The sequence below is a fragment of the Allobosea sp. BH3 genome, from assembly GCF_025499465.1.
Taxonomy (GTDB): domain Bacteria; phylum Pseudomonadota; class Alphaproteobacteria; order Rhizobiales; family Beijerinckiaceae; genus Allobosea.
In genome coordinates this window covers 1-13,475 of record NZ_JAIMCA010000004.1, presented here as the reverse complement: position 1 = coordinate 13,475, position 13,475 = coordinate 1, and the positions used below count along the sequence as shown (strand labels likewise).

The 13,475-nt window shown below is 65.7% G+C and carries 16 protein-coding genes; 13 read left to right on the top strand and 3 right to left on the bottom strand.

Annotation, left to right across the window (positions count from 1 at the left end; genetic code table 11):
• The first annotated feature begins 160 nt into the window (after positions 1 to 160).
• From BoBH3_RS12840 to BoBH3_RS12810, 7 genes are all read left to right on the top strand, one after another.
• On the top strand, positions 161 to 928 hold the full coding sequence (locus BoBH3_RS12840) for a GntR family transcriptional regulator (protein ID WP_262331213.1): 768 nt from the start codon (positions 161 to 163) through the stop codon (positions 926 to 928).
• Positions 929 to 946: 18 nt separating this feature from the next.
• Positions 947 to 2,158 carry an ABC transporter substrate-binding protein gene (locus BoBH3_RS12835; protein ID WP_262331212.1) on the top strand — a complete coding sequence of 404 codons (1,212 nt, stop codon included), beginning with the start codon at positions 947 to 949 and terminating at the stop codon, positions 2,156 to 2,158.
• A 77-nt stretch (positions 2,159 to 2,235) separates the two neighbouring features.
• Positions 2,236 to 2,997, top strand: coding sequence for an ABC transporter ATP-binding protein (locus tag BoBH3_RS12830; protein ID WP_262331211.1), 762 nt, complete (start codon positions 2,236 to 2,238; stop codon positions 2,995 to 2,997).
• Complete coding sequence (locus BoBH3_RS12825) at positions 2,994 to 3,701, top strand: ABC transporter ATP-binding protein (RefSeq protein ID WP_262331210.1); 708 nt, start codon at positions 2,994 to 2,996, stop codon at positions 3,699 to 3,701. The genes BoBH3_RS12830 and BoBH3_RS12825 overlap by 4 nt, the downstream gene beginning before the upstream one ends.
• Positions 3,702 to 3,708: 7 nt before the next feature.
• Positions 3,709 to 4,584 carry a branched-chain amino acid ABC transporter permease gene (locus BoBH3_RS12820; RefSeq protein ID WP_262331209.1) on the top strand — a complete coding sequence of 292 codons (876 nt, stop codon included), beginning with the start codon at positions 3,709 to 3,711 and terminating at the stop codon, positions 4,582 to 4,584.
• Positions 4,585 to 4,596: 12 nt separating this feature from the next.
• Positions 4,597 to 5,526, top strand: coding sequence for a branched-chain amino acid ABC transporter permease (locus BoBH3_RS12815; protein ID WP_262331208.1), 930 nt, complete (start codon positions 4,597 to 4,599; stop codon positions 5,524 to 5,526).
• Positions 5,527 to 5,552: 26 nt separating this feature from the next.
• On the top strand, positions 5,553 to 6,050 hold the full coding sequence (locus BoBH3_RS12810) for a GAF domain-containing protein (RefSeq protein WP_262331207.1): 498 nt from the start codon (positions 5,553 to 5,555) through the stop codon (positions 6,048 to 6,050).
• A gap of 156 nt (positions 6,051 to 6,206) precedes the next feature.
• On the opposite strand, the gene BoBH3_RS12805 is transcribed toward BoBH3_RS12810, so the two are convergent.
• Together BoBH3_RS12805 and BoBH3_RS12800 are read right to left on the bottom strand one after the other, a co-directional pair.
• On the bottom strand, positions 6,207 to 6,974 hold the full coding sequence (locus BoBH3_RS12805) for an SDR family oxidoreductase (protein WP_262331206.1): 768 nt from the start codon (positions 6,972 to 6,974) through the stop codon (positions 6,207 to 6,209).
• Positions 6,975 to 6,984: 10 nt separating this feature from the next.
• Positions 6,985 to 8,184, bottom strand: coding sequence for a mandelate racemase/muconate lactonizing enzyme family protein (locus tag BoBH3_RS12800; protein WP_262331205.1), 1,200 nt, complete (start codon positions 8,182 to 8,184; stop codon positions 6,985 to 6,987).
• 193 nt (positions 8,185 to 8,377) lie between these two features.
• Here BoBH3_RS12800 and BoBH3_RS12795 point away from each other — a divergent pair, with 193 nt between their 5' ends.
• From BoBH3_RS12795 to BoBH3_RS12770, 6 genes are all read left to right on the top strand, one after another.
• Positions 8,378 to 9,133 carry a GntR family transcriptional regulator gene (locus BoBH3_RS12795; protein WP_262331931.1) on the top strand — a complete coding sequence of 252 codons (756 nt, stop codon included), beginning with the start codon at positions 8,378 to 8,380 and terminating at the stop codon, positions 9,131 to 9,133.
• An 18-nt stretch (positions 9,134 to 9,151) separates the two neighbouring features.
• Complete coding sequence (locus BoBH3_RS12790) at positions 9,152 to 10,129, top strand: 2-hydroxyacid dehydrogenase (protein ID WP_262331204.1); 978 nt, start codon at positions 9,152 to 9,154, stop codon at positions 10,127 to 10,129.
• Between the two features lie 71 nt (positions 10,130 to 10,200).
• Entirely contained in the window at positions 10,201 to 11,004 is an 804-nt protein-coding gene (locus BoBH3_RS12785) for a transporter substrate-binding domain-containing protein (protein ID WP_410050596.1), read from the top strand.
• A gap of 137 nt (positions 11,005 to 11,141) precedes the next feature.
• On the top strand, positions 11,142 to 11,801 hold the full coding sequence (locus BoBH3_RS12780; protein ID WP_262331203.1) for an amino acid ABC transporter permease: 660 nt from the start codon (positions 11,142 to 11,144) through the stop codon (positions 11,799 to 11,801).
• A complete protein-coding gene (locus BoBH3_RS12775; RefSeq protein WP_262331202.1) occupies positions 11,801 to 12,454 on the top strand; it encodes an amino acid ABC transporter permease in 654 nt (217 codons plus the stop codon). Before BoBH3_RS12780 ends, BoBH3_RS12775 begins: the two co-directional genes overlap by 1 nt.
• Positions 12,435 to 13,169 (top strand): amino acid ABC transporter ATP-binding protein, encoded by a 735-nt coding sequence (locus tag BoBH3_RS12770; RefSeq protein WP_262331201.1) that lies wholly within the window; start codon positions 12,435 to 12,437, stop codon positions 13,167 to 13,169. Before BoBH3_RS12775 ends, BoBH3_RS12770 begins: the two co-directional genes overlap by 20 nt.
• A 152-nt stretch (positions 13,170 to 13,321) precedes the next feature.
• Here the strand turns inward: BoBH3_RS12770 and BoBH3_RS12765 are convergent.
• Positions 13,322 to 13,475: DNA translocase FtsK (locus BoBH3_RS12765; RefSeq protein ID WP_410050610.1), on the bottom strand; the 154-nt coding region annotated here is incomplete at its 5' end.

Here is a 13,475-nt window from a genome sequence, read left to right as displayed (position 1 = left end):
CGCCAGCTCTGGTTGTAGCGTCGTCGACTTCCCGCCCAATTGCTCGCCTGCCGGATAATTTTCGGTCGGCCGGGCGCTAAATAATAGGCGCTTGCCGTCTGCCCGGGAAATGCAGATTGTATAAAATCTATCGCTAGAGCTACTCGCACGGGATGCCGTGATGGTTTTTGGCGCGCCGATACCCATGGGAAGCGACCCGCTCGCGGGGATGGGCTGGCGCGTCGTCAAGGGGCTGCAGCACAAGACGATCTCCGGCGCCACCGCCGCCGAGCTCCGGCAACGCATCCTGGACGGCACGCTGGCTGCCGGGCGGGCGCTGCGACAGGCCGCGCTGGCGGAGGAGTTCGGCATCAGCCGCATCCCGCTGCGCGAGGCGTTGCTTCAGCTTGAGGCCGAGGGGCTGGTCAAGATCGTGCCGCATCGCGGCGCGGTCGTCTCGGAGATTTCGGGCGATGACGTCGACGAGGTCTTTGAGCTGCGGCTGTTGCTGGAGCCGCGCTTGCTGAAGCGCTCGGCGCCCCGGCTGACGGCGCATAACTATGTGCGCCTGCGCGCCATCCTGTCGGAATTCGGCGTTGCGCTGCGCTCGAACGATCCGAGCCGGTGGGGGGAGCTGAACAGCGCCTTCCACAGCGAACTCTACAGTCGCGCCGGCCGCGGCCGTTCGCTCGCCGTCGTCGCCAACCTGATGCAGGAGAGCGACCGGCTGACCCGCATGCAGCTGACCCTCACCGACGGGCGCGAACGAGCGGAGCACGAGCATGTGGCGCTCGTCGATCTCTGCGAGGCCGGCGAGTTCCAGAAGGCGGCGATCCTGCTCAGGTCGCATATCGAGAACGTGCACAAGACCCTGCAGGCCTTCCTCGGAAGCCGCCGGCGGGCCTCGGCCGCGGATTCACCCGTTCCATCACGCCCATCGAACGACTGACAACAAGGGGAACATGCGATGACCAGCCTGACGCGTTCCATCTCCCGCCGCTCGGCCCTCAAGGCCGGCTCTGCCGCGCTGCTGACGCTCGCCGCGCCCACGCTCGTTCGCGCACAGTCCGCTTCGCTCAAGCTCGGCGTTCTGACGCCGCTGACCGGGGCAGGGGGCTTCGACGGCCCGCGCATGCTGAAGGCGATGCAGGCCGTGGCCGAAGAGATCAACGGCGCGGGCGGCCTGCTCGGCAAGAAGATCGATCTCGTCGTCGAGGACGACCAGACCAACCCGGAGGCGGCGGTGCGCGCTGCCCGCAAGCTGATCGACGTCGACCGCGTGCCGGTGATCATGGGCACCTGGGCCTCGGCGGTGACGACCGCCGTCGCACCCGTCTGCTGGGAGAGCAAGACCTTCCTGACCACGGTCTCGGGCGCGGACAGCATCACCCTGCTGCCGCACCAGGGCTATCTGATCCGGACCCAGCCTAACAACGCGCTGCAGGCCGCCAAGCACGGCGAGTTCCTCCTCGGGCTCGGCAGCAAGCGCGTCTTCATCATGTCGATCCAGTCCCCCTTCGCCGCACCGACCCAGGCCAAGCTGAAGGAGACGGTGGAGAAGGCCGGGGCCGCCATGGCCGGCGCGCTGATCTACGAGAAGGACAAGACGACCTATCGCTCCGAGGTCGACCAGGTGCTCCGCGCCAAGCCGGACGTCGTCTATGTGAACGGCTATGCGCCGGATGTGAGCGTCATCCTGCGCGACCTCTACCGCGCCGGCTTCAACGGCCCGCGCTTCGCGCAATCCTATTCGGTGACCAGCAAGGTGCTGGAGGCGCTGCCGCCGGAGGTGACCGAGGGCGTCTACACCGTGGCCCCTTCGGCCGACATCCAGTCGCCCGCCTTCGCGCTGGCGGCGAAGCGCCTGAAGCTCGAAGCGCCGGATTCCTACGAGACCCAGGCGACCGACTGGATCAGCCTCGTGTCGCTCGCCATCGCCAAGGCCGGCCAGGCGGAAGGCACGGCGATCAAGGATGCGGTCCGCAAGATTTCGCAGGGCTCGGGCGAGAAGGTCTACACCGCCGTCGACGGGCTGAAGGCGATCGCTGCCGGCAAGGAGATCAATTACGAGGGCGCCAGCGGCCCCTGCGACTTCAACGAGATCGGCGACATCATCGACTGCAAGTTCCGCTTCCAGATCGTCGAGAAGGGCCAGTTCAAGTTCCTCAAGGTCGCCTGAGAGCAACACGCCCGACCGCAAACCCCGGGAGCGTGCGCTGGCCCGCTCCCGCCACTTCTGTCGTCCCGTGAGGTGAGATGTCCCTGCTGGAAGTCCGCGGCGTCACGCGCAGCTTCTATGGCGTCCATGCGTTGAACGGCGTCGATCTCGACGTCGAGCCCGGCAAGATCACCGGGCTGATCGGGCCGAACGGCGCCGGCAAGACGACGCTGTTCAACTGCATTTCCGGCCTGGTCCCTGCCGATGGCGGCTCGATCCGCTTCGACGGCACGGACATCACCCGTCTGCGGCCCGACCAGGTGACGCGGAGCGGGCTGGTGAAGACCTTCCAGATCGCTCGCGGCTTTCCGCGGCTGACCGTCCTGGAAAATCTCCTGCTCTACGCGCCCGATCAGCCGGGGGAGCATGTCGGCGCGGCGCTGCTGCGCTCCAGGGCTGCGGTCGCACGCGAGCGCGAAATCATGGCGAAGGCCGTGGAGATCGCAGCCATGCTCAACCTGAGCCATGTGCTCGCCAACAAGGCCTCGGACCTGTCGGGCGGCCAGAAGAAGTTGCTCGAGATCGGCCGTGCTCTCATGAGCGAACCCAAGCTCATCCTGCTCGACGAACCGGCCGCGGGCGTGAACCCGACGCTGGTGCGCGAGATCGGCGAGAAGCTGCGCGAGATCGTGGCGCGGGGTGTCACGCTCCTCCTGATCGAGCACCAGATGGATATGATCGCCCGCCTCTGCGACCACGTCATCGTGCTGGCCGAAGGCCGCCGCCTGCTCGAAGGCAGCTTCGAGGAGGTCGCCGGCAATCACGAGGTCCAGCAGGCCTATATGGGGCGCCGAGCATGAGCGTACTCAGCGTCTCCGGGCTCGTCGCCGGCTATTCTGCTGCCGACGAGATCCTCAAGCAGGTCGATTTCGACCTCGCGGCGGGCGAGATCGCCTGCATCATCGGCCCCAACGGCGCCGGCAAGTCGACCCTGCTGAAGGCCATCGCCGGGCTGATCCGGTCCTCGAAGGGCTCGATCACGCTGAACGGCGAGCCGATCGGCGGGCGGGCGCCGCGCGAGATCACCAGGCTCGGCCTCGCCTATGTGCCGCAGGAGCACAATGTCTTCCCGAGCATGAGCATCGTCGAGAACCTCGAGATGGGCGGCTATGTCGAGCCTGGCCGGGTCGCATCCCGCATGGACAATGTGATGCAGCGCTTCCCTGTCCTGCAACGCAAGCGGCGGCAGGCGGCGCGCACGCTTTCGGGCGGCGAACGCCAGATCCTCGCCATGGGCATGGCACTGATGGTGGAGCCCAAGGTGCTGCTGCTCGACGAGCCTTCCGCGGGTTTGTCTCCCGTCGCCGCGCATCGGCTGTTCGAGGACATCCGCGCCATCAACCGCGAGGGTGTCGCCATCGCCCTGGTCGAACAGAACGCCAGTGACGCGCTCGACATCTCCGACCGCGCCTACATCCTCGTCGACGGCCGCAACCACCGCACGGGCGTCGCCAGCCAGATCGCCAACGACGCCGAGATCCGGCGCGTCTTCCTCGGAGGCTGACGACGCCATGTCCCCCTTTCTCGCCGAATTCGTTCAACTCCTCCTCAACGGCGTCATGGCCGGTGCCATTTTGGCCGTGCCGGCGCTCGGCCTCACCGCCATGTTCGCGGTGCTGCGCTTCCCGAATTTCGCGCTCGCCTCGCATGCCACCGCAGGGGCCTTCGCAGGCTATGTCGCGAATGTCAGCTTCGGCCTGCCGCTGATCCCATCGCTGGTTTTCGCCTTCTTCTTCGCCGGCTTGCTCGGCCTCGTCAGCGACGAGGTCGTGCTCAAGCCGTTCCGCGCGATGGGCGCGATCACGACCGCGATCGGCTCGATCGCGCTCACCATCGCCATCGAAAATCTGATCCGCTTCGTCTTCGCCAACGAACTGCGCGGCTACGACCTGCCGATCGCGCGCGACATGATCGTCGGCGGCGTCCGCATCGGCCCGCAGCAGATGCAGAACCTCGCGATCTCCGTGGTGATCATGGGGCTCGTCTTCGCCTTCCTCACCTTCACGCGCATGGGCAAGGCGATGCGGGCCGTCGCGGACAATCCGATGCTCGCGGATATCAAGGGCATCAATGCCGACACGGTCGCCCGCATCGTCTCCTTCGGCGGCATGGGGCTGGCCGGCCTCGGCGGCATGCTGATCGGCCTCGACACCTCGATCGACCCGCTCACCGGCTTCCGCGCCATGCTCTCGGTCTTCGCCGCCGCCGTCGTCGGCGGGCTCGGCAGCCTTCCCGGGGCCATCGTCGGAGCGCTTGTCGTCGGCATCGGCGAAGAGCTCTGCCTGCTGGTGCTCTCGCCCAGCTATCGAAGCGCCGTCGGTTTCCTGGCGATCCTGCTCGTCCTGGTGCTGCGCCCGCGCGGCATCCTCGGCCAGCGGGCCTATTGAGGAGTTCGCGCCGTGGAGAACTACATTATCGCGATGGGCGTGTCGGCCGGCATCTATGCCCTGATGGCCCTCGGAATGAACATCATCTGGGGCATGGCGGGGCTGATCAACCTCGGCCTCGTCGGCTTCTTCGCCGTCGGCGCCTACACCTCGGCGCTGCTGACGGTGAAGTTCGGCCTTCCCATCGTCGTCGGGGTCATGGCGGGCGGTGCTGCGGCGGCTCTCGTGGGCGTCATCGTCTCGCTCGTAACGGTCCGGATGCGCGGAGACTATCTCGCCATCGTGACGCTCGGCTTCGCCGAGACGATCCGCGTCTTCGCCACCAACGAGATCTGGCTGACGAACGGCAGCGACGGCATCTCCGGCATACCCGGCCCTTTCCGCGGTGCCCTGACGCCGGTGGAGTTCAACTCCCTCTACCTCGCGATCATGGTCGTGGTGGTCGCGGTCGCCTATGTGCTGGTCGAGCGATTGAGCTATTCGCCCTTCGGCCGCGTGCTGCGCGCGATCCGCGACGATGAACAGGTCGCGGCGGTCGCCGGCAAGCAGGTGCTGCTCTACAAGGTGCAGGCCTTCGCTCTCGGCAGCGTCGCGCTCGGTGTCGCCGGTGCGCTCTACGGCCACTACACCTCATATATCGCGCCGGACATCTTCGTGCCGCTGCTGACGCTCTACATCAAGCTGGCGCTGCTTGCGGGCGGTGTCGGCAACAGCAAGGGCGCCGTGCTGGGTGCCTTCGTCGTCGTCTTCTTCCTGGAATGCACGCGCTTCATCGTGCCGCTGATCCCGGCGATCACGCCAGTGCAGGGCGCTGCGCTGCGCGAGCTGATCGTCAGCGTCTCGCTGCTCGTCATCCTGCGCTTCCGTTCGGGCGGGCTGATACCCGAGGCGCGCTCGCATCTCGTCGTGCCGGCAGCGCTGCCGGCGCCGACCCGCTCCTGATCCCCCAAGCAGAGGCCTTGCGTCCCATGTCCAGCTCCAAGCAGCCGATCACCGCCGCCGACATCGCCGAGGTGGCCGAACTCGTCGCCAAGGCCGAACCCAAGGTGGCGTACAGCGCGATCGACGCGCTGGTGCAGAAGGTCTGGGGGCACAAGCTCCTGACCGTGCTGGCCTACCGGGCTGAAACGGTTGAGGTCGAGCGGCTCTATTCCAGCAACGAGACGGCCTATCCTGTCGGCGGCCGCAAGCCGAAGCAGGGCACGGCCTGGGGCGCGCATGTGCTCGAAAAGGGCGAATTCCACATCTCGCACAATGCCGAGGACATCAAGGCGACGTTCTTCGACCACGAGCTGATCGCGAGCCTCGGCGCCAGCGGCATGATCAACATTCCGCTCCTGGTGAGCGGGCGCTGCGTGGGAACGCTCAACATCTCGAACGTGGCGGGCTTCTTCAGCGAGGCTGATTTCCCGACCGCGCGTATCTTCGGTGCGCTGACCGTGCCGCTTCTGCTGAACGAGGCGTGAGACGGGGCACCGTCCTGAACGGCGAAGGCCCAGCAGGCGAGGGGGCGGGGCGCTGCTGCGGTGATTGCGGCCGTCCCCGATCGCCCGACGCCCGTACCGTGCCTGCCGCTATCATCTCATAGCGGCAGGATCTTCGGCGCTACGTCTCTGAAATGACTACAGGACGGAAATCATTCCGCCGTCGACATAGATGATTTGCCCGTTGACGTAGTTCGATGCGGGGGCGGCGAGGAAGACCGCCGCTCCGATCAGTTCCTCGGGCTTGCCCCAGCGCTTCGCCGGCGTGCGGCCTTTGACCCAGGCGTCGAAGGTGGGGTTGTCGATCAGCGCCTGGTTCATGTCGGTGAGCATATAGCCGGGGCCGATGGCGTTGGACTGAATGCCATGCTCCGCCCACTCGGCCGCCATGGCCTGGGTCAGCATCTTGATGCCGCCCTTGGCGACCGTGTAGGGCGCGACGGTGGCGCGTGCGAGGGCGCTGGTCAGCGAGCCGATATTGATGATCTTGCCATGGCCGCGCGGGATCATGCGCTTTGCAGCTTCCCTGCCGATGACGAAAGCCGATGTCAGGTTCGTGTCGATCACGCGTTGCCAGTCGGCCGTCTCCAGCTCGACCATCGGCTTGCGGAGCTGGATGCCGGCATTGTTGACGAGGATGTCGACGGCGATGCCCGCCGCGTCGAAACCGGCGAAGGCCTTCTTGATCCGAGCTTCGTCGGTCACGTCGAAGGCGGCCGGGTCGGCCTGGAAGCCCGCGGCGCGCATTTCCGCGACGGCGACGTTCACGCGTGCCGGGTCCGTGCCGTTGACGAGAATGCGCGCGCCTGCGGCCGCGAGCCCTTCGGCCATGGCGCGGCCGAGGCCGCGCGAGGAACCGGTGACGAGAGCGGTGCGGCCCGTGAGATCGAAAAGGGGGTTGGTCATCACGGCGTCCTCACAGGCTCGTTTCGCGATGGTGCAAATCCGGGCGGGCGTAGACGGCCGGCAGCAGATCGACGCCGAGGCCGGGGCCTTCCATCGGGAAGACATAGCCATCCTTGATCACCGGCATCTCGGTGACGAGTTCCTTGTACCAGCCGGTGTAGAAGGCGCGGACCGATTCCTGAACCAGCGTGTTCGGCTGGCTGAAGGAGGCGTGGATCGCCGCGATGAACCCGACCGGGCCGATGCAGTCATGCGGCGCGAAGGGGCGGTGATAGGTGTCCGCCATCGAAGCGATCTTGCGCCCTTCGGTCAGACCGCCGGTCCAGCAGAGATCGGCCATCACGATGTGCATCGCGTCGCGGTCGAGCATGTCCTTGTAGGGGAAGCGCGAGCCCAGCGTCTCGCTCGCGGTCACGGACACCGTCGTGGAACGGGCGAATTCCGCCAGAGCCTGCGGCGAGTTCATCCGGATCGGGTCCTCGTACCAGGTCGGCTCATACTGCTCGAGGACCCGCGCGATCTTGATCGCGGTCGGCAGGTTCCAGAGCGAGTGGAACTCGACCATGATCTCCATCTTGTCGCCGACTGCCTTGCGGATCTTCTCGAAAGGCTCGCAGGCCTTGCGCATCTGATCGGGCGTGATGAAGAGGCCCTGGTTCTCGATCGCGGGGGGATCGAAGGGCCAGATCTTCATCGCCGTGATGCCACTTTCCAGAAGGCTTTCGGCGAGCGCGTCGGCTCGGTTCATGAAGCCGCCAAGATCCTCATAGGGGCCTTCGGTGGCGCCGAGATTCCAGGTCGAGACTGGCTTGATGTTCTGCGAGCGGACATAATTGTAGCCCGCGCAAGTGTTGTAGATGCGCTGCTTGTCGCGGCAGAGCCCACCGAGCATCTGGTGCACCGGCTGGCCGCAGACCTTGCCGAACAGATCCCAGAGCGCGATGTCGACAGCCGAGGTCGCACGCGACTCCACGCCGGTCGAGGCCTGCGCCATCGGCAGGTTGGTCATCTCGCGGTGCAGCGCCTCGATATGCAGCGGGTTCTTGCCGAGCAGGCGCATGGCGAGCGTGTCGTGCAGATGGGCCTCGACGGCGGCCGCGCCGTAGAAGGTCTCGCCGAGCCCGATCACACCGGCGTCGGTGTGGACGCGCACCCACAGCACATTGGCGAACTCGTCGGTCCGCAGTGTCTCGATCTTGGTGATTTTCAACAGAACCTCCCGGAGGCAACGCTCTTCTGCGAGCAAGGCTCGGGAGCGTCTTGATGGATGGCGGCCCGGTTTCGGCCGGTCGGGGAAGCCGGGCGCCTCGGCGAAGCTTAGAAGCGCTTGTAAAATTTCACAACATGTTTATCGTCGCTCGAAAGGATGCCGACACAAGAGCATCGCGACGGAGGAAATGCGGATGGCGAGGCGCGAACAGCGTCCCCAACTGGTAGAGGCCGAGGCGGCGCCGGCGCGGCGCAACCGCGTCAACCTGTTTGAGATCGCCTACCAGCGCATCGAGGAGATGCTCGTCACCTGCGAGCTGCCTCCTGGCCGCTTCCTCTCGCTGCAGGATATTCAGGCGATGACCGGGCTCGGCCGCACGCCGATCCATCACGCCGTCAATCAGCTGGCCGCGGATACGCTCATCGTCATCCGGCCGCGGCATGGCCTGCAGATCGCTCCGATCGACCTTGCGCGCGAGCGGCTCTTGTTGCGCCTGCGCCGTGACCTCGAACGTTTCGTCATCGGGCTGGCGGCGGAGAGGGCAGGGCCCTCGCATCGCAACCAGATGCTGCATATGGAGCGCCTGCTGCGCGAGCGCCGCGATACGCTGACGCTACCGGAATTCAACACGCTCGACCGGCGCATCGACGGGATGGTTCTGGCGGCTGCCGGAGAACCGTTCCTCGAGCATACGCTGCGCCCGCTGCACACGATCTTCCGGCGCATCGGCTTCATCTACCACAATCACATGCCCCGGCAGATCGGCCTAAGCGGCACGATCGACCATCATCTCGCCGTGCTGAACGCCATCGCGACCCGGCACGCCGAGCGTGCCACGGCGGCTTCGGACGCGCTGATCGGCTTCGTCGACGGCATGTTCGAGGAGATGGAGGCGGCCATCGACCCGTCCTTGCTGGATTGCAGCGTCGAGCCCTTGCTCGGCGCCTGACAGGAGAAACCTCGCACCATGCGCATTGTCTTCCATGGCGAGAACGCCGCTTCCTTCAGCCACGGTTTCGCAGCGGTTCTGGGCCGGGACGCGCAGGTCGACCTGCTGCCCGACGTGCTTTCCAGCGATGCGGATCGGCGCACCTATGCGGAGGCCGACGCCATCATCGGCGTGAAGTTCGACGCGACCCTGCCGCAGCCGCCTCAGCTCAAGCTGTTCCACGTGCCGGGCGCTGGCTACGACATGGTCGATCTCGGCTTGCTGCCGGCTTCCGCCGCCGTGTGCAATTGCTTCGGCCATGAGCAGGCCATAGCCGAATATGTGATGAGCGCGCTCCTGGCCCGGCAGATCCCGCTCGCGGATGCCGATCGTCGGCTGCGGAGCGGGGACTGGACCTACTGGGCCGGCGCTCCGGAGCGTGTCCATGGCGAGGTCGCCGGCACGACCATCGGCCTGCTCGGCTTCGGCCATATCGGCAAGGCGATCGCGGCCCGGGCCAAGGCCTTCGAAATGACGGTGCATGTCGCCAATCGCAGCCCTGTCGCGACTTCGGCGCTGGTGGACCGCGCCTTCACCCTCGACCAGCTCGCCGAGTTCTGCGGCTCGGTCGACGCCGTCGTCGTCTCGGTGCCATTCACGGAGGAGACCAAGGGCATCGTGGGCGCTGCCGCCTTCGCCGCGATGCGGCCGGATGCGGTGGTCGTCAATGTCGGGCGCGGCCCGACCATCGACGAGCAGGCGCTCTACGACGCCTTGAAGGGCGGGCGGATCGGCGGCGCGATCATCGATACGTGGTATCGTTATCCACAGCCCAACGATCCTGCGCCATTGCCGTCGAGACTGCCTTTTCAGGAGCTTTCAAACGTTTTAATGACGCCGCACATGTCCGGCTGGACCAACGGAACGATCCGTCGGCGCCAGGCGGTCATTGCAGCCAACATCAGGCGGCGCTTTTCCGGCGAGAAGCTGGAGAACGTCGTTCGAGAAGGACGCTAATTTTACCCACTCACCGGCCGCAAGAAGCCGGGCACCAATCAGCGCGAACGCCGCATAACGGGAGACGGCCAGTGAAGATTCTCAAGCATATCAAGATTGCCGGCACGCTGCTGGCTCTCGGCGCCGGCATGCTGGCGGCCAGCCAGGCTTCGGCCCAGTCTGTCACCGACATCATCAAGCGAGGCTCTGTGAAGATCGGCGTGCTGATCGGCGCACCGCCCTACGGCTCGGTCGATTCGCAGGGCAATGCGATCGGCTACGACGCCGACGTCATCGCGCTGATCGGCAAGTATCTCGGCGTGAAGGTCGAGATGGTGCAGCTCACCCCGCCGGCCCGCATCCCGGCGCTGGAGGCCAACAAGGTCGACTTCCTCGTCGCCACGCTGGCTCCGACGCCCGAGCGCGCCAAGGCGGTGATGTTCTCGATCCCCTACAGCGCCTTCCAGACCGGCATCTACGCCAAGAAGAACGTCCCGATCAAAACCTGGGCCGATCTCAAGGGCAAGAAGGTGGGCGTCAACCGCGGCTCCAGCGTCGAGCGCGAGTTCACCAGCCGCGAGAAGGAGCTGAACCTCACCATCCTGCGCTTCGAGGACGACGCCACCACTATGCAGGCGCTGTTCTCCGGCCAGGTCGAGGCCATCGCCGGCCCGGACGCGCAGGCCAATGCCGCCATGAAGGCGCGCGGCGAGACCGAGACCGAGCTGAAGTTCGTGTTCGGCATGCAGCCGAACTCGATGACCATGCGCAAGGACGCCTATGAGCTGCGCCAGTGGCTCAACAACTTCATCTACTACGTCAAGCAGAACGGCGAACTCGACGCGATCGCCCAGAAGTGGGTCGGCAGCCCGCTGCCGCCGCTGCCCACCTTCTGATCCGGCACCTGAGCGGCCTTCCGCTCGGATCGGCCAACGAGCCGGCGCGCCGCGTGCGCGCGCCGGCGACCATCCTCACCCCCTGAGGCCGAAGGAGCGCGCTGTTGCTCTTCCAAGATGTCTTTTCCAGATGGCCCATGATCCTGAACGGGGTCGGGCTCACCATTGCGCTGTCCTTCATCGCGATCGTGCTCGGCCTCGTGCTCGCAACGGGCATGACCGCGCTGCGCAGCCTCGCGGGTAGCTGGGCCGGCTATATCGTCGATGCCTATGTCGAGCTGATGCGCAACACGCCGTTCCTGGTGCAGCTCTTCATGATCTTCTTCGGGCTGCCGCAGATCGGCATTCGCCTCAACGGGCTCGAAGCCTCCATCCTTGCGATGACGCTCAATCTCGCCGCCTACGCCACCGAGATCATCCGCGCCGGTGTGGATTCGATCCACAGGTCCCAGATCGAGGCGGGCCTGGCCCTGGCGATGAGCCGCTGGCAGGTGCTGAAGCATGTCGTGCTGCAGCCGGCTTTCGCGCGCGTCTGGCCGGCGCTGTCGAGCCAGTTCGTGCTGATGATGCTGGCTTCCAGTATCTGTTCCTTCGTCTCGGTGCAGGAGCTGTCCGGCACGGCCGCGATCATCGAGCAGGACACCTTCCGCAGCTTCGAGACCTACATCGTCGTCACCGTGATCTATCTCGTGCTGGCGCTCTCGCTGAAGCTCTTCCTGAACTGGCTCGGCCACAGGCTATTCCCGCAGGTGTCGGGCCTCGCCCGCTTGACCGAAGCGCATGGGGAGGCCGCCTGATGCAGACCTTCGGTTGGCCCGAGGCCCTCTTCATCCTCCGTTCCGCCGGCTGGACGCTGGCGTTGACGGCAATCGCCTTCTTCATCGGCGGAGCGCTCGGCGGCGTTCTTGCGATCATGCGCCTTTCGCGGTCGAAATGGCTGAGCCGCTTCGCCTCCGGCTACATCCTGGTGATCCAGTCGATTCCGGTGCTCATGGTGCTGTTCATGAGCTATTATGGGCTCTCGGCTCTCGGCATCGAGTTGCCGCCCTTCCTGGCCGCGTCCGCCTCGCTGTCGATCTACGTCTCGGCCTATCTGGCAGAGATCTGGCGCGGGTCGATCGAATCCGTGCCGCGCCAGCAATGGGAGGCCTCGTCCTCGCTCGCGCTGACGACCGCCCAGCAATATCGCTACATCATCCTGCCGCAGGCGGTCCGGATCTCGCTGCCGCCGACGGTCGGCTTCCTGGTCCAGCTCGTGAAGAACACTTCGATCGTGCAGGTCGTCGGCTTCGTCGACCTGATGCGCGCCGGCATGCTGGTGAACAACGCGACCTATCAGGCCTTCCAGATCTTCACGCTGGTCGGCGCGATCTATTTCGCGATCTGCTTCCCGCTGTCCCGGCTCAGCCGCCATCTCGAAAAGGTGATGAATGCCAGCCGTTCTCATTGAAGACGTCCACAAGCGCTTCGGCTCCCTGGAGGTGCTGAAAGGTGTCTCGCTCAGCGTCGAACCGGGGCAGGTGATCGCGATCATCGGCCGCTCGGGCTCCGGCAAGTCGACGCTGCTGCGCTGCATCAACGGCCTCGAGACCTTCCACGCCGGCAAGATCGAGGTCGCGGGCCACACCATGACCCAGGACCCGAAGAAGCTGCGCGAGTTGCGCAAGGATGTCGGCATCGTCTTCCAGAGCTACAACCTGTTCCCGCACCTGACGGTCGGCCAGAACATCATGCTCTCGCCGCGCATCACCAAGAATGTGCCAGACGCCGAGGCGCTGGCGCTGGCGAAGGATGTGCTGGCGCAGGTCGGCTTGTCCGAGAAGTTTGACAGCTACCCGGACAACCTCTCCGGCGGCCAGCAGCAGCGCGTCGCCATCGCCCGCTCGCTGGCTATGCAGCCGAAGGTGATGCTTTTCGACGAAGTCACCTCGGCGCTCGATCCGGAACTGACCGGCGAAGTGCTGATCGTGATGGAGAAGCTCGCGAAGGCCGGCATGACCATGCTGCTCGTGACCCATGAAATGAACTTTGCCCGCACGGTCGCGGACACCACGGTGTTCATGCATCAGGGCAAGATCTGGGAGCAGGGGCCTTCAAAGGAGCTGTTCGCGAACCCGCAGACGCCCGAGCTCAGCAACTTCGTCAGGGCCGGCGCGTCGCATTGACCTTCGATCGTCTGCCTGGCGCTTTGCGCCAGCGCAGCCGGTAGGCGTTTCGACCTTATGGGGCCGGCGGGGGCAGGGCCTGCCGTCTCTACCACATTGATAGAGAACGCGTGATCCGATCCGATTGCTACGCAATCTGATCGGCGCGTGCTCTAGTCCTCGTCGTCTGTCATGCGCACGCCATCGACCAGGATTTCGCGCTTTCCTGCGTGGTTTGCGGGTCCGACGATGCCCTCGTGCTCCATGCGCTCCATGATCGAGGCGGCGCGGTTGTAGCCGATCTGCAGGCGGCGCTGGATGTAGGAG

Coding starts and splice junctions, on each gene's coding strand:
- BoBH3_RS12840 (WP_262331213.1), top strand. CDS start 161: ATGGTTTTTGGCGCGCCGATACCCATGGGAAGCGACCCGCTCGCGGGG.
- BoBH3_RS12835 (WP_262331212.1), top strand. CDS start 947: ATGACCAGCCTGACGCGTTCCATCTCCCGCCGCTCGGCCCTCAAGGCC.
- BoBH3_RS12830 (WP_262331211.1), top strand. CDS start 2,236: ATGTCCCTGCTGGAAGTCCGCGGCGTCACGCGCAGCTTCTATGGCGTC.
- BoBH3_RS12825 (WP_262331210.1), top strand. CDS start 2,994: ATGAGCGTACTCAGCGTCTCCGGGCTCGTCGCCGGCTATTCTGCTGCC.
- BoBH3_RS12820 (WP_262331209.1), top strand. CDS start 3,709: ATGTCCCCCTTTCTCGCCGAATTCGTTCAACTCCTCCTCAACGGCGTC.
- BoBH3_RS12810 (WP_262331207.1), top strand. CDS start 5,553: ATGTCCAGCTCCAAGCAGCCGATCACCGCCGCCGACATCGCCGAGGTG.
- BoBH3_RS12805 (WP_262331206.1), bottom strand. CDS start 6,974: ATGACCAACCCCCTTTTCGATCTCACGGGCCGCACCGCTCTCGTCACC.
- BoBH3_RS12795 (WP_262331931.1), top strand. CDS start 8,378: ATGGCGAGGCGCGAACAGCGTCCCCAACTGGTAGAGGCCGAGGCGGCG.
- BoBH3_RS12790 (WP_262331204.1), top strand. CDS start 9,152: ATGCGCATTGTCTTCCATGGCGAGAACGCCGCTTCCTTCAGCCACGGT.
- BoBH3_RS12780 (WP_262331203.1), top strand. CDS start 11,142: ATGATCCTGAACGGGGTCGGGCTCACCATTGCGCTGTCCTTCATCGCG.
- BoBH3_RS12775 (WP_262331202.1), top strand. CDS start 11,801: ATGCAGACCTTCGGTTGGCCCGAGGCCCTCTTCATCCTCCGTTCCGCC.
- BoBH3_RS12770 (WP_262331201.1), top strand. CDS start 12,435: ATGCCAGCCGTTCTCATTGAAGACGTCCACAAGCGCTTCGGCTCCCTG.